General features: G+C 62.7%; 21 protein-coding genes. 13 read left to right on the top strand and 8 right to left on the bottom strand.

Annotated features, from left to right (window positions below; genetic code table 11):
* Nucleotide 1: 1 nt before the first annotated feature.
* Entirely contained in the window at nt 2-844 is an 843-nt protein-coding gene (locus ACR0CU_RS11130) for an LOG family protein (RefSeq protein WP_093964208.1), read from the bottom strand.
* Nucleotides 845-923: 79 nt separating this feature from the next.
* On the opposite strand from ACR0CU_RS11130, the gene ACR0CU_RS11125 reads away from it, so the two are divergent.
* The 3 genes from ACR0CU_RS11125 (at nt 924) to dapD (ending at nt 3,433) form a co-directional block, all read left to right on the top strand.
* Nucleotides 924-1,841 (top strand): threonine/serine dehydratase, encoded by a 918-nt coding sequence (locus tag ACR0CU_RS11125; protein ID WP_170447633.1) that lies wholly within the window; start codon nt 924-926, stop codon nt 1,839-1,841.
* Nucleotides 1,842-1,886: 45 nt separating this feature from the next.
* Nucleotides 1,887-2,486, top strand: a complete 600-nt coding sequence (locus tag ACR0CU_RS11120) for a GntR family transcriptional regulator (RefSeq protein ID WP_170447635.1) — start codon at nt 1,887-1,889, stop codon at nt 2,484-2,486.
* A gap of 119 nt (nt 2,487-2,605) precedes the next feature.
* Nucleotides 2,606-3,433 (top strand): 2,3,4,5-tetrahydropyridine-2,6-dicarboxylate N-succinyltransferase, encoded by an 828-nt coding sequence (dapD, locus tag ACR0CU_RS11115; protein WP_170447637.1) that lies wholly within the window; start codon nt 2,606-2,608, stop codon nt 3,431-3,433.
* A gap of 72 nt (nt 3,434-3,505) precedes the next feature.
* Here the strand turns inward: dapD and ACR0CU_RS11110 are convergent, their stop codons facing one another.
* Nucleotides 3,506-4,045: a GFA family protein gene (locus tag ACR0CU_RS11110; RefSeq protein WP_170447639.1), complete on the bottom strand. Its 540-nt coding sequence runs from the start codon at nt 4,043-4,045 to the stop codon at nt 3,506-3,508.
* Nucleotides 4,046-4,073: 28 nt separating this feature from the next.
* Between ACR0CU_RS11110 and ACR0CU_RS11105 the strand changes: the two genes are divergently transcribed.
* Complete coding sequence (locus tag ACR0CU_RS11105) at nt 4,074-4,421, top strand: hypothetical protein (protein WP_170370135.1); 348 nt, start codon at nt 4,074-4,076, stop codon at nt 4,419-4,421.
* On the opposite strand, the gene ACR0CU_RS11100 is transcribed toward ACR0CU_RS11105, so the two are convergent.
* Nucleotides 4,418-5,476 carry a transporter substrate-binding domain-containing protein gene (locus tag ACR0CU_RS11100; RefSeq protein ID WP_170447641.1) on the bottom strand — a complete coding sequence of 353 codons (1,059 nt, stop codon included), beginning with the start codon at nt 5,474-5,476 and terminating at the stop codon, nt 4,418-4,420. The two genes, ACR0CU_RS11105 and ACR0CU_RS11100, sit on opposite strands and share 4 nt — an antisense overlap.
* A gap of 201 nt (nt 5,477-5,677) precedes the next feature.
* On the opposite strand from ACR0CU_RS11100, the gene dapE reads away from it, so the two are divergent.
* Together dapE and rnr are read left to right on the top strand one after the other, a co-directional pair.
* Nucleotides 5,678-6,817, top strand: coding sequence for a succinyl-diaminopimelate desuccinylase (dapE, locus tag ACR0CU_RS11095; protein WP_170447643.1), 1,140 nt, complete (start codon nt 5,678-5,680; stop codon nt 6,815-6,817).
* A gap of 65 nt (nt 6,818-6,882) precedes the next feature.
* Entirely contained in the window at nt 6,883-9,147 is a 2,265-nt protein-coding gene (gene rnr, locus ACR0CU_RS11090) for a ribonuclease R (RefSeq protein ID WP_170447645.1), read from the top strand.
* Here rnr and ACR0CU_RS11085 read toward each other — a convergent pair.
* Both ACR0CU_RS11085 and ACR0CU_RS11080 read right to left on the bottom strand, forming a co-directional pair.
* Complete coding sequence (locus ACR0CU_RS11085; protein ID WP_170447648.1) at nt 9,138-9,524, bottom strand: DUF1801 domain-containing protein; 387 nt, start codon at nt 9,522-9,524, stop codon at nt 9,138-9,140. The two genes, rnr and ACR0CU_RS11085, sit on opposite strands and share 10 nt — an antisense overlap.
* Nucleotides 9,521-10,219: a glutathione S-transferase family protein gene (locus tag ACR0CU_RS11080; RefSeq protein ID WP_093964218.1), complete on the bottom strand. Its 699-nt coding sequence runs from the start codon at nt 10,217-10,219 to the stop codon at nt 9,521-9,523. The genes ACR0CU_RS11085 and ACR0CU_RS11080 overlap by 4 nt, the downstream gene beginning before the upstream one ends.
* 82 nt (nt 10,220-10,301) lie before the next feature.
* Between ACR0CU_RS11080 and ACR0CU_RS11075 the strand changes: the two genes are divergently transcribed.
* Together ACR0CU_RS11075 and ACR0CU_RS11070 are read left to right on the top strand one after the other, a co-directional pair.
* Nucleotides 10,302-11,015 carry a helix-turn-helix transcriptional regulator gene (locus ACR0CU_RS11075; RefSeq protein ID WP_170447649.1) on the top strand — a complete coding sequence of 238 codons (714 nt, stop codon included), beginning with the start codon at nt 10,302-10,304 and terminating at the stop codon, nt 11,013-11,015.
* Between the two features lie 65 nt (nt 11,016-11,080).
* Nucleotides 11,081-12,394 (top strand): lytic murein transglycosylase, encoded by a 1,314-nt coding sequence (locus ACR0CU_RS11070; RefSeq protein WP_170447651.1) that lies wholly within the window; start codon nt 11,081-11,083, stop codon nt 12,392-12,394.
* A 51-nt stretch (nt 12,395-12,445) separates the two neighbouring features.
* Here the strand turns inward: ACR0CU_RS11070 and ACR0CU_RS11065 are convergent, their stop codons facing one another.
* Both ACR0CU_RS11065 and ACR0CU_RS11060 read right to left on the bottom strand, forming a co-directional pair.
* Nucleotides 12,446-13,843, bottom strand: a complete 1,398-nt coding sequence (locus tag ACR0CU_RS11065; RefSeq protein WP_170433940.1) for an aspartate aminotransferase family protein — start codon at nt 13,841-13,843, stop codon at nt 12,446-12,448.
* A gap of 75 nt (nt 13,844-13,918) precedes the next feature.
* Nucleotides 13,919-14,602 (bottom strand): GntR family transcriptional regulator, encoded by a 684-nt coding sequence (locus ACR0CU_RS11060; protein ID WP_093964408.1) that lies wholly within the window; start codon nt 14,600-14,602, stop codon nt 13,919-13,921.
* Nucleotides 14,603-14,742: 140 nt separating this feature from the next.
* Here ACR0CU_RS11060 and ACR0CU_RS11055 point away from each other — a divergent pair, with 140 nt between their 5' ends.
* The 5 genes from ACR0CU_RS11055 (at nt 14,743) to ACR0CU_RS11035 (ending at nt 20,033) form a co-directional block, all read left to right on the top strand.
* Nucleotides 14,743-15,828: a polyamine ABC transporter substrate-binding protein gene (locus ACR0CU_RS11055; protein ID WP_093964222.1), complete on the top strand. Its 1,086-nt coding sequence runs from the start codon at nt 14,743-14,745 to the stop codon at nt 15,826-15,828.
* 74 nt (nt 15,829-15,902) lie between these two features.
* Nucleotides 15,903-17,030, top strand: a complete 1,128-nt coding sequence (locus tag ACR0CU_RS11050) for an ABC transporter ATP-binding protein (RefSeq protein WP_170372953.1) — start codon at nt 15,903-15,905, stop codon at nt 17,028-17,030.
* Nucleotides 17,030-17,920 (top strand): ABC transporter permease subunit, encoded by an 891-nt coding sequence (locus ACR0CU_RS11045; protein ID WP_170342177.1) that lies wholly within the window; start codon nt 17,030-17,032, stop codon nt 17,918-17,920. The genes ACR0CU_RS11050 and ACR0CU_RS11045 overlap by 1 nt, the downstream gene beginning before the upstream one ends.
* A complete protein-coding gene (locus ACR0CU_RS11040; RefSeq protein WP_170419991.1) occupies nt 17,917-18,735 on the top strand; it encodes an ABC transporter permease in 819 nt (272 codons plus the stop codon). The genes ACR0CU_RS11045 and ACR0CU_RS11040 overlap by 4 nt, the downstream gene beginning before the upstream one ends.
* Nucleotides 18,732-20,033 carry an NAD(P)/FAD-dependent oxidoreductase gene (locus ACR0CU_RS11035; RefSeq protein ID WP_170447654.1) on the top strand — a complete coding sequence of 434 codons (1,302 nt, stop codon included), beginning with the start codon at nt 18,732-18,734 and terminating at the stop codon, nt 20,031-20,033. The genes ACR0CU_RS11040 and ACR0CU_RS11035 overlap by 4 nt, the downstream gene beginning before the upstream one ends.
* 12 nt (nt 20,034-20,045) lie before the next feature.
* Here the strand turns inward: ACR0CU_RS11035 and ACR0CU_RS11030 are convergent, their stop codons facing one another.
* Nucleotides 20,046-20,939: an aminoglycoside phosphotransferase family protein gene (locus ACR0CU_RS11030; protein ID WP_254437588.1), complete on the bottom strand. Its 894-nt coding sequence runs from the start codon at nt 20,937-20,939 to the stop codon at nt 20,046-20,048.
* Nucleotides 20,940-20,960: the final 21 nt, after the last annotated feature.

The following is a 20,960-nucleotide window of genomic DNA, read 5'->3' as shown; positions in this document are numbered from 1 at the left end:
CTCAGCGCCCCGGAATGTCGTCGCGCGGCGGGGCGGGCTCCCAGCGCTCGATGATGTCGACCGCCTCCTGCGCGGTATCGACAAAGCGGAACAGGTCCAGATCTTCTTCGGAAATGGTCCCGGCATCGGCCAGCGCTTCCCAATTGATCACCCGCTCCCAGAACTCGCGCCCGAACAGCAGGAACGGCACGCGCTCCATCCGGCCGGTCTGGATCAGGGTGAGGGACTCGAACAACTCATCCATCGTGCCGAATCCGCCGGGGAAGATGGTGATCGCACGGGCGCGCATCAGGAAATGCATCTTGCGTATGGCGAAATAGTGGAAATTGAAGCTCAGCTCAGGGGTGACATAGGCATTGGGCGCCTGCTCGTGCGGCAGCACGATGTTCAGCCCGATCGAGCAGCCACCGGCATCCTTGGCGCCGCGATTTCCGGCCTCCATCACGCCGGGGCCACCGCCGGTGACGATGACGTTCTCGCGGCACCCGCTTTGCTTGGATTTCTCGGTCATCAGCCGGGCGAATTCGCGCGCCTCGTCATAGTATTGCGACAGACCGGCCAACGTGGCCGTCCGGGCGCTGTCCTTTTTGGCCGGTTCCGGGATTCGCGCGCCGCCGAACATCACGATGGTCGACGTGATCTGGCGTTCGGCCATGATCATTTCGGGCTTCAGCAGTTCCAGTTGCAGACGCACGGGCCGCAGTTCCTCGCGGCACAGGAAATCGTCATCGGCAAAGGCCAGCCGGTACGAGGGCGAGCGTGTCTGCGGCGTGTCGGGGACTTCGCTTGCGGTCGAGCGGTCGGTATGCGCATCGCGGAAAGGGCTGAGGCGGTCTTCTCTCATTGCTGGGGGTTCCCTGCTTGCGTGTTTTTCAAACAGCTATAGGGTTCGCGGGCAGAGTGCCAGTCACGGAAAGACGAGAATGGATTGGAAGACTGAAATTTCGGCCGCAGCCGAACGCATCAATGGCCACGCGCAGGTGACACCGGTCATGACAAGCGACGCGCTGGGACTGGCGCAGCCGGTCGAGATGAAGCTGGAGCATTTCCAGCACACCGGCAGTTTCAAGGCGCGCGGGGCGTTCAACACGTTGCTCAGCCTCGATGTTCCGGCGGCAGGGGTCGTGGCGGCATCGGGCGGGAATCACGGTGCGGCTGCAGCCTATGCCGCGCGGGCGCTGGGCCATCCGGTCAAGATCTTCGTGCCCGAAATGGCCGGCCCGTCCAAAATCGCCCTGATCGAACGGATCGGCGCGGATCTGAGCGTGGTGCCGGGTGAATACGCAAACGCCCTGGCGATGGCGCGTGAACACGAAGATCGAACAGGTGCGATGCAGATCCATGCCTATGATGCGCCGGCCACCGTGGCCGGGCAGGGCACCTGTTTTGCCGAATGGGACAGCCAAGGCCTTCAAGCCGATACCGTATTGGTGGCGGTGGGCGGCGGCGGGCTGATCGCGGGCGCGTTGGCCTGGTTTCAGGGCGCGCGCAAGGTCGTTGCGGTCGAGCCGGAAACCTCATGTGCCTTGAACGCGGCGTTGCAGGCCGGAGCGCCGGTGGATGTGTCCGTTTCCGGCATAGCTGCCAACGCGCTGGGTGCGCGGCGGATCGGCGACATCTGTTTCGGGCTGGCGCAGCGGATGACGTCGGTGCTGGTCAGCGATGACGCGATCGCCGAGGCGCAACAGCGCCTGTGGCAGGCGCATCGCATTCTGGTCGAGCCGGCGGGCGCGACGGCCCTGGCGGCCTTGACCTCGGGCGTCTACACGCCGGAACCGGGCGAACGGGTCGCGGTTCTGGTCTGCGGGGGCAATATCGCACCTGACCCTCTGACCGCCTGAATTTGCGCCTTGAGGCCCGAGCCTTGGGATTATAGATAAAATCCCATGACCGCCACGATCGCAGATTCCATCTATGACCGGCTCAGCCAGCGCATCATCACGGGCGAGCTCCCCGCGGGTGAGAAACTGCGGCAGGACCATATCGCGCGGGCGTTCGACACCAGCCATGTCCCGGTGCGCGAGGCGCTGTTGCGGCTTCAGGCGCATGGCCTGGCCCACAGCGAACCACGGCGCGGCATGCGCGTCACCGCGTTGGACCCGGCCGAGGTGCGCGAGGTGATCGAGATGCGGGTGGCCCTGGAATCGCTGGCCCTGCAACATGCGATCCAGAATTTGACACCGGCGGATCTCAAGGCGGCCGACAAGGCCCGCATCGCCTGCGACGAGGCGCAGGACATGCCCACATGGGAAACCCGGAACCGCGCCTTTCATCGGGCGATCCTGACACCCTGCGCGCGGCCGCGCCTGCTGCATACGATCGACGATCTGCATATCGCCAGCGCCCGCCATCTGTTCGCCCATTGGCGTCACCGCTGGGTCCAGCGGAAAGACACCGACCACGCCGCCATCGTGCAGGCGATGAAGCGCCGCGAGACCGCCACGGCCACAGCGATTCTGGTGCGCCATATCCGCCGCGCCAGCTGAGACCGACGGGTTTTCGCGCCGGGTGGCCGCAAACGGCTCCGCCAACGTCGCATTGCGCATTGGCCCCGGCTTTCATATAGGCAACACCAACCAAACGAGAGTCAGCACGGAGTTACCCCATGTCCAACGCCCAACTGGAAACCGCCATCGAGGCCGCATGGGAGGCCCGCGACACGATCACGCCCGCCACCACCGGTGAACAGCGCGAAGCGATCGAGGACACGCTGAACGCGCTGGACAGCGGCACGCTGCGGGTCGCCGAGAAGCAGGCCGATGGCAGCTGGCATGTGAACCAGTGGGCCAAGAAGGCGGTTCTGCTGGGCTTTCGCATCAAGGACATGGAAATTCAGCCCGGCGGCCCGCAGGGCGGCGGCTGGTGGGACAAGGTCGACAGCAAATTCGCCGGCTGGGGTGAAAACCAGTGGCGCGCGGCCGGTTTCCGCGCGGTGCCCAACTGCGTGGTTCGCAAGTCGGCCTATGTCGCGCCGGGCGTGGTGCTGATGCCGTCTTTCGTGAACCTCGGCGCCTATGTGGACGAAGGCACGATGGTCGATACCTGGGCCACCGTCGGGTCCTGCGCGCAGATCGGCAAGAACGTGCACCTGTCGGGCGGCGTCGGCATCGGCGGCGTGCTGGAACCCATGCAGGCCGGCCCGACCATCATCGAGGACAACTGCTTTATCGGGGCGCGGTCCGAGGTGGTCGAGGGCTGCATCATCCGCGAGGGCTCGGTTCTGGGCATGGGAGTCTATATCGGCCAGTCCACCAAGATCGTCGACCGCGAGTCGGGCGAGGTGTTCTATGGCGAGGTGCCGCCCTATTCGGTGGTGGTGTCCGGTTCGATGCCGTCAAAGAACGGGATCAACCTGTACTGTGCGGTGATCGTGAAGCGGGTGGATGAAAAGACCCGCTCGAAGACCGGGATCAACGAGCTGCTGCGCGATTGATCGCAGGCATTGTTCAAAGTTCCAAAGGTCGCGGCTCTGGTCCGCGGCCTTTTTTGTTCGGCAGGGTCGGACCTATCCCGTCGTGTAGTCGGCGAGATCCTCGGGCGCGTGCAGCAGGGTGCCGTCGTATTTCGGCAAGTCATCGCGCAGATCCAGCCAGGGCAGTTTGCTTTGATAGTTGACGTGAAAGGTTGGCGCAAAGTCCGAAGGGTCTTCCAACGAGGCCGCGTACAGGTGCATCCCGCCCTCATAGTGGTCGGCCTCGAACCCCATCGGAGAGCCACAGGTTGCGCAGAAATGTCGCTGAACGCCTTTCGAACTGGCGAAAATACGGGGAGTTGCGGCGGTCCATCGGAAATTGCGCAACGGTACGCCCAACCACGCGACCACGGGCGCGGCGCAGTTGCGGCGGCAATCGTCACAATGGCAGTAGCAGCTCCAGCTCTCGGCGCCCTCAAACTCCCAGCGGGTTTCGCCGCACAGGCAGCGGCCGCGTTTGGTCATGATGTCCTCCGTCGTTTTGCGGAACCAGTCTGACCGGACGGTGGGCCTGAGCGCGTCAAAAAACGACACGGCATCCGAGAACCGCGTCCAGCTGCCATGCTTGACCATCGACCGGCCCCCGGCTAAGGCCCACGGCATGGAAAAGCAAAAGAAACCCTCGCGCCAGCAGGTCTATACTCTGTTGGTTCAGATTGGCCGCAAGGATGGCGACGGCCTGCCCGAAGGCGCCACCGGCGCGGCGCTTATGTGCTATGCCAGCGGAGTGGACGAGGCCGAGGCCGTGCGCGAAACCGTGGCCATTCTCAAGCAGGCCGATACGGCTCCACTGGACGTAACCGGCTATGGCACCCTGGCCGAGCGCGAGGCGCAGGGGCACGAGATCGACCCCGACGAACGCGCTCTGATGCAGAGGGCGCTTGAGGAAAACGCGGTTATTGTTGCGCAGATGACGCCCTTCTTCGGCGACAAGCCCGAAAGCGCCTAGCGGCGCGTGCCGAACCACTTGCGATAGATCTGGTCATAGGTGCCATCTTCCCGGAGGCCCAGAAGCGCCTGGTTCACATCCTCGACCAGAGGTGACCCGGTCGGGAAGACGATACCGTAATTCTCGCGCAGGAAGACGCCGCCGGTCATCGCCGCAATCTTGCGGCCTTCATGTGCGGCGAAATACGACAGGATCGGTGCGTCGAACACGACGGCATCAAGGTCTCCATCCCTGAACGCGGTCAACATGCTGTCCAGGTCTTCGTACCCGGTGAATTCGACCTCGCGCCGGTTCAGAAAACTGGCGGCGGTCGAACCCGAGATCGTCCCGACCTGCTTGCCGTACAGATCATTGACCGAGTTGATGTTGCTGGTGATCGCATCCACCGTCATGACCGAGGTGATCCTTGCGGTGAAAACCGACACGATGAACAGCGAGGATACGACCAGGATCACACCCAGAATTCGCCCGAATGGGGTCCGGGGCATCCGCTCTTCAAATCCGCCATTGACCACCAGGTTCAACGCCCACCAGAAGGATGGGAACCAGGCCTCGTTCAGGTCGCGGTCGAAATAGGGTTGGGATCGGCGTTCGAACCCCCACATCAGCATGCCGCCACCCAGCAGGATGGCAAAGGCCAGCCCGATGGCGATGAACAGCTCGCGTGACAGCAGCGCCTGCATCAAGGACGGGCTGCGCGCCGCGTCTGATGGTACCATGATCTGAAGGCCCGCTTCGAAAATCGGTTGGCTAAAATCCATCCGGGCTTCTCGGCCTGCGGTGATCGAAATATTCGCGATCGCCATGTCGGCTTCGCGGTTCTCGACCGCCGACAGCATGTCCCCGAACGCGTCGACTCGAACGACCGTGTATTCCCAGCCCAGTTCTTCAGCCAGCGCGGCCAGCAGGTCCATTGAGAAGCCGGTGCCCTCGCCCTCATCCACATACGAGAACGGAGGACGCTCCACCGTCGTGACCGTCAGAGTTTCGGCTTGGCTGTGTCGTGCAAAGACCGCGAAGGTCAGGCAGATCAATGCGAAAAGGGCGCGCGTCATGGCTGGTTCACCTGTTTCGCGGCGCTCTAGCGCAATTTGCCATGGCGCGGCAAGGTCGTCGCGAGGTCATCGACCGGGATTTCTTTTTTGCCGTTTTTTCGGGCTGGGCGACCGGAAAACCACCGATCGGGGTTGGCATTGCGGCCAATTCGTTGAATCTGTGCGTGAACCCACATCCTGTCGACCCTGCGAGGCCCCTGAATGACCGACTCTGTCCAGTTGACCGCAGACCTGATCCGTTGCCCCTCGGTCACACCCGAGGAAGGCGGGGCGCTGATTCTGCTGGAAGATATCCTGGCGCGGGCCGGTTTCACCTGCACGCGGGTGGATCGCGGCGGCGTCTGCAACCTGTTCGCCCGGTGGGGCGACAAGGGGCATGCGCGCAGTTTCGGGTTCAACGGCCATACCGACGTGGTGCCGGTGGGCGATGAGGCCGCATGGACCCGCCCGCCGTTCGGCGCGGAAATCCATGATGGCATTCTGTACGGTCGGGGCGCGACCGACATGAAATCGGGGGTGGCGGCCTTTGTCGCGGCGGCGGTGGATTTCGTGCGCGACACCCCGCCCGACGGGGCGATCATCCTGACTATCACGGGGGACGAAGAAGGCGATGCGGTGGACGGCACCACCGCGCTGCTGGACTACATGCAGGCGCAAGACGAGCGGATGTCGGTCTGTCTGGTGGGCGAGCCGACCTGCCCCAACGAGATGGGCGAGATGATGAAGATCGGCCGCCGCGGGTCGATGACCGCGTGGTTCGAGGTGACGGGCGTGCAGGGTCATTCGGCCTATCCGCATCGCGCCAGGAACCCGCTGCCGGCCTTGGCGCGGCTGATGGATCGGCTGGCCAGTCACGAACTGGATCGGGGGACGGACCATTTCGACGCTTCGACCCTGGCGGTGGTCACGATGGACACCGGCAACGCGGCCACCAACGTCATTCCCGCCCAGTGCCGTGGCGCGGTGAACATCCGGTTCAACGACCTGCATACAGGCGCCAGCCTCAGTGACTGGCTGAAGGCGCAGGCAGCCGACGTGGCGGCCGAGTTCGGCGTGCAGATCGACACGCGGATCAAGGTCTCGGGCGAAAGCTTTCTGACCCCTCCGGGGCCGCTGTCGGAACTGGTGGCCCGCGCGGTCGAGGCCGAGACCGGCCGCCGGCCCGAGCTGTCCACCACCGGTGGCACCTCGGACGCGCGGTTCATCAAGGATCATTGCCCCGTGGTCGAGTTCGGCCTGGTCGGACGCACCATGCACCAGGTGGACGAATCCGTCCCGGTCGAGCAGATCCGCCAGCTCAAGGCGATCTATGCCCGGATCCTGGCCGATTATTTCGCCTGAGCGATTGATGCGTCCGGCCACTTTTTGGTCATGACGCGGTCGTATCGGCGTGCTAGGCGGAAATCATGAAACGCATACCGACCAAGCAGGAGATCCTCGACTGGATCTCGGCGAACCCCACGCTCACCTCGAAACGCGACATTGCCAAGGCCTTTGGCATCAAGGGCGCGGACCGGATCGACCTGAAACGGATCCTCAAAGAGCTTGAGGCCGAGGGCCATCTGGAAAAGCGCAAGCGCAGCTATCGCGACCCGGACCGCCTGCCGCCGGTCAGCGTGCTGCAGGTCAAGGCGCCGAACGCCGACGGCGACCTGTTCGCGCGGCCGCTGGAATGGCATGGCGAAGGGGTCGAGCCGATCGTGCTGATCATTTCCCGCGCCAGCGACCCGGCGCTGGGCGAGGGTGACCGGATCTTGGCCCGGCTGACCCAGGTGCATGAAGAAGACCACAATTACGAGGCCCGCCTGATCCGCCGCATCGGCGCCAATCCGCGCCGGGTCGTGGGCATTTTCCGCAAGGGCGCCGAGGGCGGTCGAATCGTGCCCATCGACAAGGCCGGATCGACCGAATGGCTGGTTGCCGAAGGCGCGGCGCTGGGCGCCAAGGATGGCGAATTGGTCGAGGCCGAGCAGGCGGGGCCGAAAAACCGCATGGGGCTGCCGCGCGCGCGCATTGTGGAACGGCTGGGCGATCCGTCCGCGCCCAAGGCGGTGTCGCTGATCGCGATTCACCAGCACGGCATCCCGGATGATTTTCCCGATGACGTGATCGCCGAGGCCGACCGGGCCAAGCCCGTCGGGCTGAAAGGGCGCGAGGATCTGCGGGACATCCCTCTGCTGACGATCGACCCTTCGGACGCGCGCGACCATGACGACGCCTGCTATGCCCATGCCGATGATGATCCGAAAAACCCGGGCGGTCACGTGATTTGGGTCGCCATTGCCGATGTGGCGGCCTATGTGCGCCCCGGCAGTGCGCTGGACCGCGAGGCGCGCAGAAGGGGCAACTCGACCTATTTCCCCGACCGCGTCGTGCCGATGCTGCCCGACCGTCTGTCGGGCGATCTGTGTTCGCTGCACGAAGGCGTGCCGCGCGCCTGTGTCGCGGTGCGGATGCGGATCGATGCAAACGGCAACAAGATCGACCACCGCTTTGTGCGCGGGCTGATGCGCTCGGCCGCGTCTCTGCATTATGCCGAGGTGCAGGCGGCCATCGACGGCACCCCCAATGACCGGACCGGCCCGCTGCTGGAGAGCGTTCTGAAGCCGCTCTATGCCGCCTATGGCGCGCTGAAGACGGCGCGCAACGAACGCCAGCCGCTGGACCTGGACCTGCCGGAACGCAAGATCGTGCTGAACGACAAGGGCGAGGTCGAAAGCGTGGCCTTCCGCGAACGGCTGGACGCGCACCGGCTGATCGAGGAATTCATGATCCTGGCCAATGTGGCCGCGGCCGAGACGCTGATCGCCAAGCGCAGCCCTCTGTTGTTCCGGGTGCACGAGGAACCCGCGCCCGAAAAGCTGGAAAGCCTGCGTGAGACGGCACAGGCCGCCGGGCTGAATCTGGCCAAAGGGCAGGTGCTGCAGACCCGTCACCTGAACGCGCTGTTGAATGCCGCCGCCGGCACCGAGGATGCTGAGCTGATCAATCTCAGCACCTTGCGGTCGATGGCGCAGGCCTATTACAGCCCCGAGAACTTTGGCCATTTCGGGCTGGCGCTGCGCAACTATGCGCATTTCACCTCGCCCATCCGCCGCTACGCCGACCTGATCGTGCACCGGGCGCTGATCTCGGCCCATGGCTGGGGCAAGGACGGGCTGACCGCCGACGAGATTGAGCGGCTGGAGGAGATTGCTACCCACATCTCGGACACCGAGCGCCGCTCGATGATGGCCGAGCGCGACACGACTGACCGCTATCTGGCGGCCTATCTGAGCGAGCGCGTCGGCAACGAGTTCACCGGCCGCATCAGCGGCATCGCCCGGTTCGGGGCCTTCGTCAAACTGGACGAAACCGGGGCCGACGGGCTGGTGCCGGTGCGGTCGCTGGGGCGCGAGTTCTTTCACTTCGACGCCGAGGCCGGCACCCTGATGGGGGCCGATACCGGCCTGACCATCGCCATCGGCCAGCGCGTCACCGTGCGCCTGACCGAGGCCACGCCGGTAACCGGCGGGTTGGAGTTGGAGCTGCTGTCGATCGAAGATCAGGCCATGCCGCGCGGCGGCGGACGTGGGCGGCCTGGCCGTCCGACACGGCGCAAGGCGGTCAGCACCAAGCGCAAAAAGGACAAGATCAAACGCAAGGTCGAGCGCAAGCGCCGTCAGCGGTGATAGGTCAACGCCCGGGCGATCAGCCATCCATGCCGGACGGGGTCGATCTGTTCGATCCCGTCGAACAGGATGGCGCGATTGCCGTCAATCCTGTCAGCGTTGGGAAAGGCTGAGGTATACTCACCGATAAGCCGGGTCTGGCAGTGGACAAACAGGGCAAACCGGGCGGAGGTGTGTCCACCCAGCCTGATGGTTGTCCCCCTGGGGCTTAGATAGGCCGGTTGACTCCATCGCAGAGCCTCGATCACCGCAACGGCCGGCTGAAGTTCCTGCGCGGTGGCGAAGACCAGATCGCGCAGAGCCAGAGCGCCGCTTCTGGTGTCCGCGGCGAATGCCTCGTAGGCAGACGCCACGTTGGGGTCATCGAAAGGCCTCATGGCAGGGGGATCGCCTGTTCCATCCGGTCAACATAACTGTTCAGCAGCGTATCCTGTTTGATGCGCCGGGTCAGCCGGGTATCGGCCGGAGTGGCCCGCATCGCAGCCAGCATCGGGCCGACGCTGAGGTCGGCCGAAGTGGGGTGATCCCCCAAAAGATACGGGGCTTGCCACAGATAGGCTGAGATCGCCTCGAGGTCGCGTTCGACCCGCGCCATCCGTTCAGCCTCGGAGAAGCGCCCGATCCCTTGCGACCGAAGGCCTTTCAAGACCGATTTCCGGACCGAGTTCGAGATCGGGCGTCGGACGATTCGGGGAATCTCATAGAAGAAAGTGTCGCGCAGAACTGGCCAAACCTCGTCGTTGGCCCAGCGGTCCATGACGATCTGGAAGTACAAATGTTCCTCGGCCATGCGGATCAACGCGCGGGACTGGCCCTTTTGCACATCGCTCAGGCCACGGTCGAATTCGGCGCCCTGCGCTTCCAACCAGTCGCGAATCTGGTCGCTATCCGGCACCAGGCGTTCGGGTGTCCGCAAAACCGGCAACTTGCTGTGCGGCATCTGTCGCGGATCGACCATGTCCGAGCGGCGCCAGTGCAGCCCGGCCAGCTGCAGCATATAGGCGGTTTTGACGCAGAAGGGGCTGGCGCTGAAAAGTCCGAAAGCGGAAGGGTAGGTAAGAAGGGTCAACATAATGGGCTCCGAAATTGGGGTGCTGCCGGTCTAACGCGGGCTAATGACAGTTTCTGTCATTAGGTTTAGATTGAATGACATCATGTCCCGCACCGCCCGACTGTTCCAATTGATGCAGGCCTTGCGGTCTGGCCCGTCGCCCAAGACCTCGGCGCAGTTGGCGCAGGATCTGGGGGTTTCGGCCCGCACCGTGCATCGCGACATCGACGCCCTGCGTGGTCTCGGTGCAGTCATTGATGGCGAGGCCGGGTTCGGGTTCACCCTGATCGAAGACGCGACACTGCCGCCGCTGGGATTCACCGATGACGAGTTGGAGGCGCTGGTTCTTGGCCTGCGCGAGGTGCAACTGATCGGAGACCCGGCTTTGTCGGACGCCGCCGGTGCGGCGCTGCGCAAACTGCAGGGCCGGCTGCCCCACCGCCAGTCCCACCGCCTGAGCCACGCAGTGCTGACCGCCACCCGGTTCGACCGTCCTGCCGCCCCCAGCATCGAAGTTGCCGACCTGCGACAGGCGACGTGGGACGAGCGTGTGGTCGAGTTCGACTATACCGATGCGAAAGGTGACGACACCCAGCGCCGCGTTAGCCCACTGAGCATCGTGTACATGGATCATGCCAGCGTACTGCTCAGCTGGTGCCATCTGAGGCGGGATTTTCGCGTGTTTCGGTTGGACCGGATGCGCGCGATGTCCGTCACCCAGGACAGTTTCCGCCCCAACCGGGTGCCATTGCTGCGCGACGCGCTGGCCAAGATCCGGGCCGAGCGTGAAGCAAAAGATCAAAGGAGCCAGTCTTGAGCGCTTTGTGATTTGCGCAATCTGGGGTACCCTGTCTGCGAGCAGTAATCAGGAAAACCTGAATCATGAAATATGTGTGTGGCTTTGTGGCCGCCGCATTTTGGGCATCCATCTTGCAGGCGGAGACTTCGAATACAACCAAACGACCACAGATCAGACCGGCGCTGGATTCGATCCAGTTGGCGTCGGCCGATCTGACGGTTTCGATCCGGCCGGTGCCAAGGCCGACCACCGGCATGCACCGGGTGGTCGTCGAAGGCAACACCAGCTTCGAGACTTGGTTGAACGCCTTCCGGCACCGGGCAGTTGCGGCAGGTATCCGGCCGCAGGTCCTGGACCGGTCATTGTCAGGCCTGACCTACGACAACGACGCCATCAAGCGCGATCGCAGTCAGGCCGAGTTCTCGAAACCGATCTGGGAGTATCTGGATTCGGCCGTGTCAGACCTGCGCATCGCGAATGGGCGCAAGGCGCTGGTGCGGTACAAGGATACGCTGGACCGGATCGAAGCCCGGTACGGGGTCGAAAAAGAGGTGGTGGTCGCGGTCTGGGGGCTGGAAACATCCTACGGCACGTATCGGGGCAGCAGCCAGACGATCCGGTCGCTTGCAACGCTTGCCCATGACGGGCGGCGTGCGCAGTTCTTCGAAACGCAGTTGCTGGCGGCATTGCAAATCGTGCAGGCCGGCGACATCACCTCGGACCGAATGACGGGCAGTTGGGCAGGCGCCATGGGGCACACGCAATTCATGCCCACCTCATACCTCGAGCATGCGGTTGACTTCGACGGCGACGGACGCCGCGACATCTGGTCGGACGATCCTACGGATGCGCTTGCGTCCGCTGCCGCCTACCTTGCCAAGTTCGGGTGGACCAAAGGCCAGCCCTGGGCGGTCGAGGTGCGTTTGCCGAAAGGGTTCGACTATGCCAGCGCCAGTCGGGACGTTACTCTGTTGCCCTCGGAATGGGCCGCACGCGGCGTCCGCGCTGCGAACGGCGGTGGCATCCCAGATTTTGGACCCGCCTCGATCCTGTTGCCGGCCGGCAGCGGTGGCGTGGCCCTGATGATCTTTGACAATTTCAGCGTGATCGAGCGTTACAACGGCGCCGATGCCTATGTGATCGGCATCGGCCATCTGTCAGACCGGCTGGCCGGGCAGGGTCCGTTCCGCGCAAGCTGGCCGCGCGGCGACCGGGTGCTGAGTTTTAGCGAACGCAAGGAATTGCAGCTGCGCCTGACCCTGGCCGGGTTCGACACGCAGGCCATCGACGGGCGGATCGGTCCGAACACCATCAGTGCGCTGCGGGCCTATCAGATGGCGCGTGGTCTTTTGCCGGATGGGTACGCAACCGTGCAATTGCTGGAACGGATGCGGTGAACGAACAAGGGCGGCCCTACCGGACCGCCCTTTTTCGATATTTCCCTGAAATCAGGAGGCCGCTTTCATCAGGCCCTGGGCGATGATCTCGGCTTGGGCCTCGTCCAGCGACTTGTAGATACGCACAAACATCTCGTCGATATCGGCCGGGGTCAGGATCAGCGGCGGCGAGATGATCATCCGGTCGCCCACATGGCGCATGATCAGGTTGTTGGCAAAGCAGCGATCGCGGCAGATGTACCCGACAGTACCCGGATCGGATGCGAACTTGGCCCGGCTGGCCTTGTCCGGCGTCAGCGCGATCGAGGCCATCATGCCCACAATCTTGGCTTCGCCCACCAGCGGGTGCTCGACCAGCGCCTCCCATTTCTGTTTCAGATAGGGGGCCGCGACATCGCGCACATGCTCGACGATCTTTTCTTCTTCCAGAATGCGCAGGTTTTCCAGCGCGACGGCCGCCGCGACGGGGTGGCCCGAATAGGTATAGCCGTGGTTGAACTCGGTCCCGCCGATCACCTCGGCAATCTCGTCATTGACGATCGAGCCGCCGATGGGCGCATAGCCCGAGCTGAGCCCTTTGGCGATGGTCATGATATGCGGGCGGATGTTCATGGTCTGCGAGCCGAACCAGTTGCCGGTTCGACCAAAGCCGCAGATCACCTCGTCGGCGATCAGCAGGATGTCGTACTTGTCGCAGATGCGCTGGATTTCCGGCCAGTAGGTGTCGGGCGCGACGATCACGCCGCCCGCACCCTGGACCGGCTCGGCGATGAAGGCGGCAACGCGGTCTTCGCCCAGTTCCAAGATCGCCTCTTCCAGCTCGCGTGCGCGGGCCAGACCGAACTCTTCGGGCGTCATGTCGCCGCCCTCGGCCCACCAGTTGGGCTGGTTGATGTGGTGGATGTTCGGGATCGGGATGCCGCCCTGCGCGTGCATGCCGGCCATGCCGCCCAGCGAAGCCGACCCGACGGTCGACCCGTGATAGGCGTTGTGGCGGCTGATGATGATGTTCTTGTTGGGGTGACCCTTTTCCGCCCAATAAGTGCGGACCAGACGGATGTTGGTGTCATTGGCCTCGGACCCGCCGGCGGCGAAGAAGACATGATTCAGGTCACCCGGTGCCAGTTCGGCCAGCTTGGCCGCCAGCGCGATCGCCGGGACATGGGTCGTTTTGAAAAAGGTGTTGTAATAGGGCAGTTCGCGCATCTGGCGCGCCGCCACTTCGGCCAGTTCGTCGCGGCCATAGCCGACGTTCACGCACCACAGGCCGGCCATGGCATCCAGGATCTCTTCGCCCTCGCTGTCGGTCAGATAGACGCCCTTGGCTCGGGTGATGACGCGCGCGCCTTCCTTGCCCAGTGCGCCGTTGGCCGAAAACGGGTGAAGGTGATGCGCCGCATCCAGGGCCTGCAATTCGGCGGTCGGCATGTGGTTGGTGATGGTCGACATCGGTCTCTACTCCTGCAACAGCGGTTGCCGTCACAATATGATCAAATTTTTTTCTGTCAATCGAATCGCGCTGACCTATTCGGTCGCCAGCGCCTCGGCCATCAATTCCATGCCCTGTTCGATATCCTGGGTCGTTGCTTTTGCGACTTTTTCAGCGTCGCTGGCGCGCAAGGCATCGATGATGTCCTTGTGCCGGTCTGGAAGGCTCTGGGTGCCGAAGCGCCCGCAGACGACGCGCAAGGACGGCCCGAATCGCAGCCACAGGCGCTCGGCCAAATCCTTTAGAATCGGCGCGCCGGCATGGTCATAGAGTTTTTCGTGGAATGCATGGTTCAGGCGAAGATAGCCGCCAACGTCCCCGTCGGCGATCGTGCGATCCAGCTGTTCGTCGATCTTTTCAAGCTGGTCGATATCCGCCGTGGTCATGTTGACTGCTGCGCGCCGGGAAAGCTCTGATTCTACGGCATTTCTGGCGAAAATCATCTGTTCGACATCTGTTGCGGTCAGAAGGGGAACGCTGACCCGCCGGTTGCCCTGAAAGATCAGCGCACCGTCCGAGATCAGGCGCCGGATAGCCTCGCGCACCGGGGTCATGCCCACGCCCAGCGAATCGGTCAAGCCTTGGATCGTGACCGGTTGCCCCGGCACCAGATCGCCGAACATGATCTGCGACTTCAGTGTCTGGTACACCTGTTCATGTGCTGGTCGTTTTTCGGTCTGGGTCACTGCAGCAGATGCCTTATTTTTGATCAAATCCAATTGGTTCACCCCGATCCCAATGCTCCCGGCTTGTCAGGTTTCTTGCCCCGTGAAACCATACGACGTATCGAGGGAAAACGCAAAACTTGATCAAATCCAAAAAAACGGGAAAATGCCCGTACACTTGCAGGGAGAAGAAAATGAAAATCAAAACGCTGACGATGACGGCAATTGTCGCATTGGGGACGTCGGCCGCTGTTGCGGAAGAGGTGCGCGTATACAACTGGTCGGACTACATCGACGAGGAGTTGCTGAGCAAATTCCAGGAAGAGACGGGTCTGACCCTGATCTACGACGTGTTCGACAGCAACGAGGTTCTGGAAACCAAGATGCTGGCCGGAGGATCCGGTTACGATGTGGTGGTGCCGTCGGGCACCTTCCTTCAGCGCCAGATCCAGGCTGGAGCCTTCCAGAAACTGGACATGTCCAAGCTGCCCAATGCAGTTAACCTCTGGGACGTGATCCAGGAACGCACGGCCGGCTATGACCCGGACAACGCCTATTCGATCAACTACATGTGGGGCACCACGGGGCTGGGCGTGAATGTCGACAAGGTCAAGGAAGTTCTGGGCGACGATGCGCCCTTGAACAGCATGGACCTGGTGCTGAAGCCCGAGAACATGGAAAAGCTGGCCTCATGCGGCGTCCATTTCCTGGACGCGCCGTCCGAGATCATTCCCATGGTACTCCAGTACATTGGCGAAGATCCGGACAGCCATGACACCGACGTGATCGCCAAGACCGAAGAGGTGCTGACGGGCGTGCGTCCCTACATCCAGAAGTTCCACAGCTCGGAATACATCAATGCACTGGCCAATGGGGACATCTGCGTGGCCGTGGGCTGGTCGGGCGACATTCTGCAGGCCCGCGATCGGGCGGATGAGGCCGACAACGGTGTGACCATCGAATACCATCCGTTTGCCGAAGGCTCGCTGATGTGGTTCGACCAGATGGCCATTCCGGTGGATGCACCCAACCCGGACGGCGCGCATAAATTCCTGAACTTCATCCTGGATGCCAACAACATGGCGGCGGCGTCGAACTACGTCTACTACGCCAACGGCAACAAGGCGTCGCAGGAGTTTCTGGAAGAAGACGTGATCGGCGATCCGGCGATCTACCCGGATGATGCCACGATGCAGAACCTCTACATCACCACGCCTTACCCGGCCAAAACGCAGCGGGTCGTGACCCGTCTGTGGACCAAGATCAAATCGGGCACCTGATCCGAAATGATTGCGCAAGGCAGAATGGTTCTGCCTTGCGCACAACCTGTACAGGCTGACTTACGGGGGCCGATTTGAACTCTACCGTCTTTGCGCCGTGGGAAGATCCGCAGGCGAAACCCTTGATCCAGTTCAAAAATGTGACCAAGCGATTCGGGGACTTTACTGCCATCGACAATCTGTCGCTGGACATCTTCGAGCGGGAATTCTTTGCTTTGCTGGGGCCGTCGGGTTGCGGCAAGACGACGATGATGCGGATGCTGGCGGGGTTCGAGAAACCCACCGAAGGCCACATCATGCTGAGTGGTCAGGACATCGATCCGGTGCCGCCGAACAAGCGGGCGGTCAACATGATGTTCCAGTCCTATGCGCTGTTTCCCCATCTGAACGTCTGGGACAACATCGCCTTTGGCCTGCGCCGGGACAACATGCCCAAGCATGATTTGGAAGACCGGGTCGAGGAGATGCTGCGCCTGACCCGTCTTGAGAAATTCGCCCGCCGCAAACCGCACCAGATTTCCGGTGGCCAGCGTCAGCGCGTGGCGCTGGCCCGGTCGCTGGCCAAGGCGCCCAAACTGCTGCTGCTGGACGAACCTCTTGGTGCACTGGATAAAAAGTTGCGCCAGGACACCCAGTTCGAACTGATGGACATTCAGGAAAAGACCGGCACCACCTTCGTGATCGTGACCCACGACCAGGAAGAGGCGATGACGGTGGCCAGCCGTGTTGCGGTGATGGATCAGGGCAAGCTGATGCAGGTCGCAACGCCCGACCGCATTTATGAAAACCCCAATTCCGTCTATGTCGCCGATTTCATCGGGGACGTGAACATTATCGAAGGTCGTGCAACCGCAGCCGGTGAGGGCACGTACAGTATCGAATGGGCCGAGGGCCAGCCGCCTCTGACCGCCACGTCCGCGGCAAGCTTCGGAAACGGGCAGGCCTGTCACCTGGCCATCCGGCCGGAAAAGGTAACGATCTCGGCCGAGCGTCCTGCCGATGCCGTCAACGCCGTGCAGGGCAAGGTGCATGACATTGCCTATCTGGGCAACCTGTCGACCTACCATGTCGAATTGCCAAACGGGACGATCATCAAGGCGCAGACGGCCAATACACGGCGGATTTCCCGCCGGTCCTTTACTTGGGAAGACCCTGTCTGGCTGTCCTGGACAGCCACGGCGGCGGTTCTGCTGGCAGACTGATGCGCCGCGCAGTCCTGATCGCCATTCCCTATGTCTGGCTGCTGGCCCTGTTCCTGGTGCCGTTCTTCATCGTGTTGAAGATCTCGCTGTCGGACATCGCGCTTGCGATCCCGCCCTACACCCCGACCCTTGATCTGTCGCAGGGCTGGGCCGGGATCAAGGAATTCTTCAGCCTACTGGATTTCGAGAATTTCGTCTGGCTGACCGAGGATGACCTGTACTGGAAAGCCTACCTGTCCAGCGTCAAGATCGCGCTGATCGCGACCGCGCTGACCCTGCTGGTGGGCTATCCCATCGCCTATGGCATGGCCCGCGCGCCCGAGGAATGGCGTCCGACGCTGATGATGCTGGTGATCCTGCCGTTCTGGACCTCGTTCCTGATCCGCGTCTATGCGTGGATGGGGATCCTGTCGAACGAAGGCTACCTGAACCAGTTCCTGCTGTGGACGGGCATCATCTCGACCCCGCTGACCATTCTGAACACGCAGACGGCCGTCTATATCGGCATCGTCTACACCTATCTGCCGTTTATGATCCTGCCGATCTACGCCGCGCTCGATCGGCTGGACGGCTCGCTGATCGAGGCGGCCGAGGATCTGGGCTGTTCGCGCACGCAGGCCTTCTGGCTGGTGACCATTCCGCTTTCGCGCCCGGGCATCATTGCGGGATGCTTCCTGGTGATGATTCCGGTGATCGGTGAATTCGTGATCCCCTCGCTGCTGGGCGGGTCGGGCACGCTGATGATCGGCAAGGTCTTGTGGGAGGAGTTCTTCTCGAACCGCGACTGGCCGGTGGCCAGCGCCGTGGCGGTGATCCTGCTGCTGATCCTGGTGATCCCGATCGTGCTGTTCCAGCGCAACCAGCAGAAACAGGCGGAGGCAGAGCAATGAACAGGCTGAGCTGGTTCAACACGGTCTCGCTGACGCTGGGCTTTGCGTTTTTGTACATCCCGATGGTGATCCTGATCATCTTCAGCTTCAATGAAAGCAAGCTGGTCACGGTGTGGGCAGGGTTCTCGACCAAATGGTATGGCGAGCTGATGCAGAACCAGGCGTTTCTGGATGCGGCCTGGGTCACCGTTCGCGTCGCCGTGTTCTCGTCGACGCTGGCGACCATTCTGGGCACCATGGCCGCCTATGTCATGGTGCGGGGCGGGCGGTTCTTTGGCCGCACGCTGTTTTCCGGGATGATCTACGCGCCGCTGGTGATGCCCGAGGTGATCACCGGCCTGTCGCTGTTGCTGTTGTTCATCGGGATCGGGCTGGACCGAGGCATCCTGACCATCGTGCTGGCGCATACGACCTTTTCGATGTGCTACGTGTCGGTCGTGGTGTCTTCGCGGCTGGTGACGTTCGATCAGTCGCTGGAAGAGGCGGCGTTGGATCTGGGCTGCTCGCCGGCGCAGGCCTTTCGGTTGGTGACGCTCCCGATCATCGCGCCTGCGGTGATCTCGGGGTGGTTGCTGGCCTTCACCCTCTCGCTGGATGACCTGGTGATCGCGTCCTTTACGTCCGGCCCCTCGGCCACGACCCTGCCGATCAAGATCTTCTCGCAGGTGCGTTTGGGTGTCAGCCCCGAAATCAACGCGCTGTCGACCATCATGATCGCCGTGGTCACCGTCGGTGTGATCACTGCGTCGCTGGTGTCGAAACGCGCGATGGTCCGGCAGCGGCAAGAGGAACAAGCCGCCGCGCGCACCGAATGAGGCGGATCTTTCCGGCTTATACCTATGGCCCCGGCCCCCGTGAGGGGTGTTGGTGGGATGAAACCACTACGGCGCCTGACTGGCCCGTTCATTCGGGTGATTTGTCGACCGACGTTGCGATTGTCGGCGGCGGGTTCACCGGACTGTCTGCGGCCCTGCACCTCGCTGAACGCGGTGTTTCTGTCGCAGTGTTCGAGGCCGAAACTCCGGGCTGGGGCGCTTCGGGGCGCAATGGTGGATTTTGCTGCCAAGGAGGGTCCAAGCTTGGTTCGGCGACACTTGCGCGGCGCTATGGGATTTCGGCGGCACAGGATTATGCGCAGGCCGAAACCGACGCGGTCGCCTTGGTTGCGGATCTTTTGCAGCGCTTTCGGATCGACGCAGACGTTCACTCCGAAGGAGAGACGCAGCTTGCGCACAGCCCGCGCGCGATGGAGCGGCTGCGGCGTCGCGCGGAAAGCGGTGGGGTTCTGCATGAGCCCTCGGACTTGGAAAGCCTCGGTATGGGGGGCCGTTTCCTTGGCGGATATACCGACCCGGTCGGTTTTGGGCTGAACCCGCGGAAATACCTGTTCGGGTTGGCCCGGGCCGCGCAGGCGCAAGGTGCCGCAGTATTCTCGAAAAGCCCGGTTCAGGACATCAGAAAAGCCGGGTCCGAGTACAAGATGACCACCCCCGCGGGCCGTGTTCAGGCCAAGACGGTGTTGATCTGCACCAACGGTTATTCCAGCGACGATCTGCCCGACTGGTTGGCCGCCCGTTACATGCCCGCACAGTCTACGGTCATGGTGACACGCCCGCTGACCAGCGCTGAATTGCAGGCACAGGGTTGGACTTCGCACCAGATGGCGTACGACACGCGCAACCTTCTGCACTATTTCCGCCTGATGCCGGACAACCGGTTCCTGTTCGGAATGCGAGGTGGCCTCATGTCCTCTCCGCGCGCCGAAGCTGCGATCCGTCGCAAAGTACGCCGTGACTTTGATCGCATGTTCCCGGGTTGGGCCGAGGTTGAGGCAACTCATATGTGGTCAGGTATGGTTTGCCTGACCCGCGACCTGCTGCCCTTTGTCGGGGAGGTTCCGGACCACCCGGGCTTGTTTGCCGGTCTGGCCTATCACGGGAACGGCGTGGCGATGGGCAGCTATTGCGGGCGGGCATTGGCCCGCTTGGTTTTGGGGGAGCCCGCGAATATTCCGGACGTCATCGCCAAACCGCCGTCAAAGTTCCCATTCGGGCGCTGGCGGCGACTGCTGATGCCGCCGGCTTATGCGGCCATGGCCCTTGCCGATTTGTGATACGGCTCACAGTCAGAGGGCCGCAACCTCAAGGTCAAAGCCGGCCCTATAGGCTGGCGCACCATTCTCGGCCCGCCACAGGCAGTAGGCAGCCATACGCCAATTGTACCAGGGCTTCAGCGCGAGGTATCGGCGCACCGTCTGCGGGCTGTCATAGGCCGACAGAAACGTAGCCTCTTCCTCGGGGCTCAGCGGATTGCCGCGATAGAGATGCTGCATGGCGGGTGACAGGAACAGGGCAAGATCCTCGCATGGGTCACCCATCGCCGGGCATTGCCAGTCGATCAGTGTCAGCCCCGCGGGGGAGACGAGGATGTTGCCGGCCACTGGGTCGCCATGGATCAGGCATACTCGGGGGGTCGGCGGCACCTGGGATCTGGGTTTGCGTTCGGCCAGAACGGCGCTGAGTTCCGAGCGGCAACCGTTCAAAATACGGGTGCCGTGATGATCGAGATCAACGCTTCCATTGCATCCCTTAGGGACCTCTAGCCCGATTTCTTGGGCGTGAAGATCATGCAGCAGTTTCGCCACCTGCGCGGTCCCTTCTCGCCACGGAGTGCCGGCCGCATGGTCATAGAAAACCCAGCGATCCGGGCCAAAGCTGCCCGAGGCGCGAAGCCGCGGAACAAACCCCGTCGCAGCAAGTGCGTGCAGACAGGCTGCTTCGAGTTGAGCGTCGTTGCGAAACAGCGGGTTTTGAAGGGAAGACCGATAGAACTTCAAAACCCGGTCCGGCTCGGCGTCCAATACCTTCCACACCTGGTTCGTGCGTCCGCCATACAGCGTTTCGAACTGGGCGTCTTTTGCGATCAACCCGCTTTCGACAAGTTGGTCTGCAAGGCCGGGTGGAGGAGCGGTTGGAACGGACAGTTGAGACACCGGAGCGTTGCGAATCTGGACGGCCAATCCTTGGCCCGCAGCGCTCCC

The sequence above is a fragment of the Ruegeria sp. BC2 genome, from assembly GCF_056539245.1.
This window is presented reverse-complemented; position numbering and strand designations above follow the sequence as displayed.

Bases quoted from the DNA above. Each gene is read 5' to 3' on its own strand.
- ACR0CU_RS11130 (WP_093964208.1), bottom strand. From the start codon at position 844: ATGAGAGAAGACCGCCTCAGCCCTTTCCGCGATGCGCATACCGACCGC.
- ACR0CU_RS11125 (WP_170447633.1), top strand. From the start codon at position 924: ATGGATTGGAAGACTGAAATTTCGGCCGCAGCCGAACGCATCAATGGC.
- ACR0CU_RS11120 (WP_170447635.1), top strand. From the start codon at position 1,887: ATGACCGCCACGATCGCAGATTCCATCTATGACCGGCTCAGCCAGCGC.
- dapD (WP_170447637.1), top strand. From the start codon at position 2,606: ATGTCCAACGCCCAACTGGAAACCGCCATCGAGGCCGCATGGGAGGCC.
- ACR0CU_RS11110 (WP_170447639.1), bottom strand. From the start codon at position 4,045: ATGGTCAAGCATGGCAGCTGGACGCGGTTCTCGGATGCCGTGTCGTTT.
- ACR0CU_RS11105 (WP_170370135.1), top strand. From the start codon at position 4,074: ATGGAAAAGCAAAAGAAACCCTCGCGCCAGCAGGTCTATACTCTGTTG.
- ACR0CU_RS11100 (WP_170447641.1), bottom strand. From the start codon at position 5,476: ATGACGCGCGCCCTTTTCGCATTGATCTGCCTGACCTTCGCGGTCTTT.
- dapE (WP_170447643.1), top strand. From the start codon at position 5,678: ATGACCGACTCTGTCCAGTTGACCGCAGACCTGATCCGTTGCCCCTCG.
- rnr (WP_170447645.1), top strand. From the start codon at position 6,883: ATGAAACGCATACCGACCAAGCAGGAGATCCTCGACTGGATCTCGGCG.
- ACR0CU_RS11085 (WP_170447648.1), bottom strand. From the start codon at position 9,524: ATGAGGCCTTTCGATGACCCCAACGTGGCGTCTGCCTACGAGGCATTC.
- ACR0CU_RS11080 (WP_093964218.1), bottom strand. From the start codon at position 10,219: ATGTTGACCCTTCTTACCTACCCTTCCGCTTTCGGACTTTTCAGCGCC.
- ACR0CU_RS11075 (WP_170447649.1), top strand. From the start codon at position 10,302: ATGTCCCGCACCGCCCGACTGTTCCAATTGATGCAGGCCTTGCGGTCT.
- ACR0CU_RS11070 (WP_170447651.1), top strand. From the start codon at position 11,081: ATGAAATATGTGTGTGGCTTTGTGGCCGCCGCATTTTGGGCATCCATC.
- ACR0CU_RS11065 (WP_170433940.1), bottom strand. From the start codon at position 13,843: ATGTCGACCATCACCAACCACATGCCGACCGCCGAATTGCAGGCCCTG.
- ACR0CU_RS11055 (WP_093964222.1), top strand. From the start codon at position 14,743: ATGAAAATCAAAACGCTGACGATGACGGCAATTGTCGCATTGGGGACG.
- ACR0CU_RS11045 (WP_170342177.1), top strand. From the start codon at position 17,030: ATGCGCCGCGCAGTCCTGATCGCCATTCCCTATGTCTGGCTGCTGGCC.
- ACR0CU_RS11040 (WP_170419991.1), top strand. From the start codon at position 17,917: ATGAACAGGCTGAGCTGGTTCAACACGGTCTCGCTGACGCTGGGCTTT.
- ACR0CU_RS11035 (WP_170447654.1), top strand. From the start codon at position 18,732: ATGAGGCGGATCTTTCCGGCTTATACCTATGGCCCCGGCCCCCGTGAG.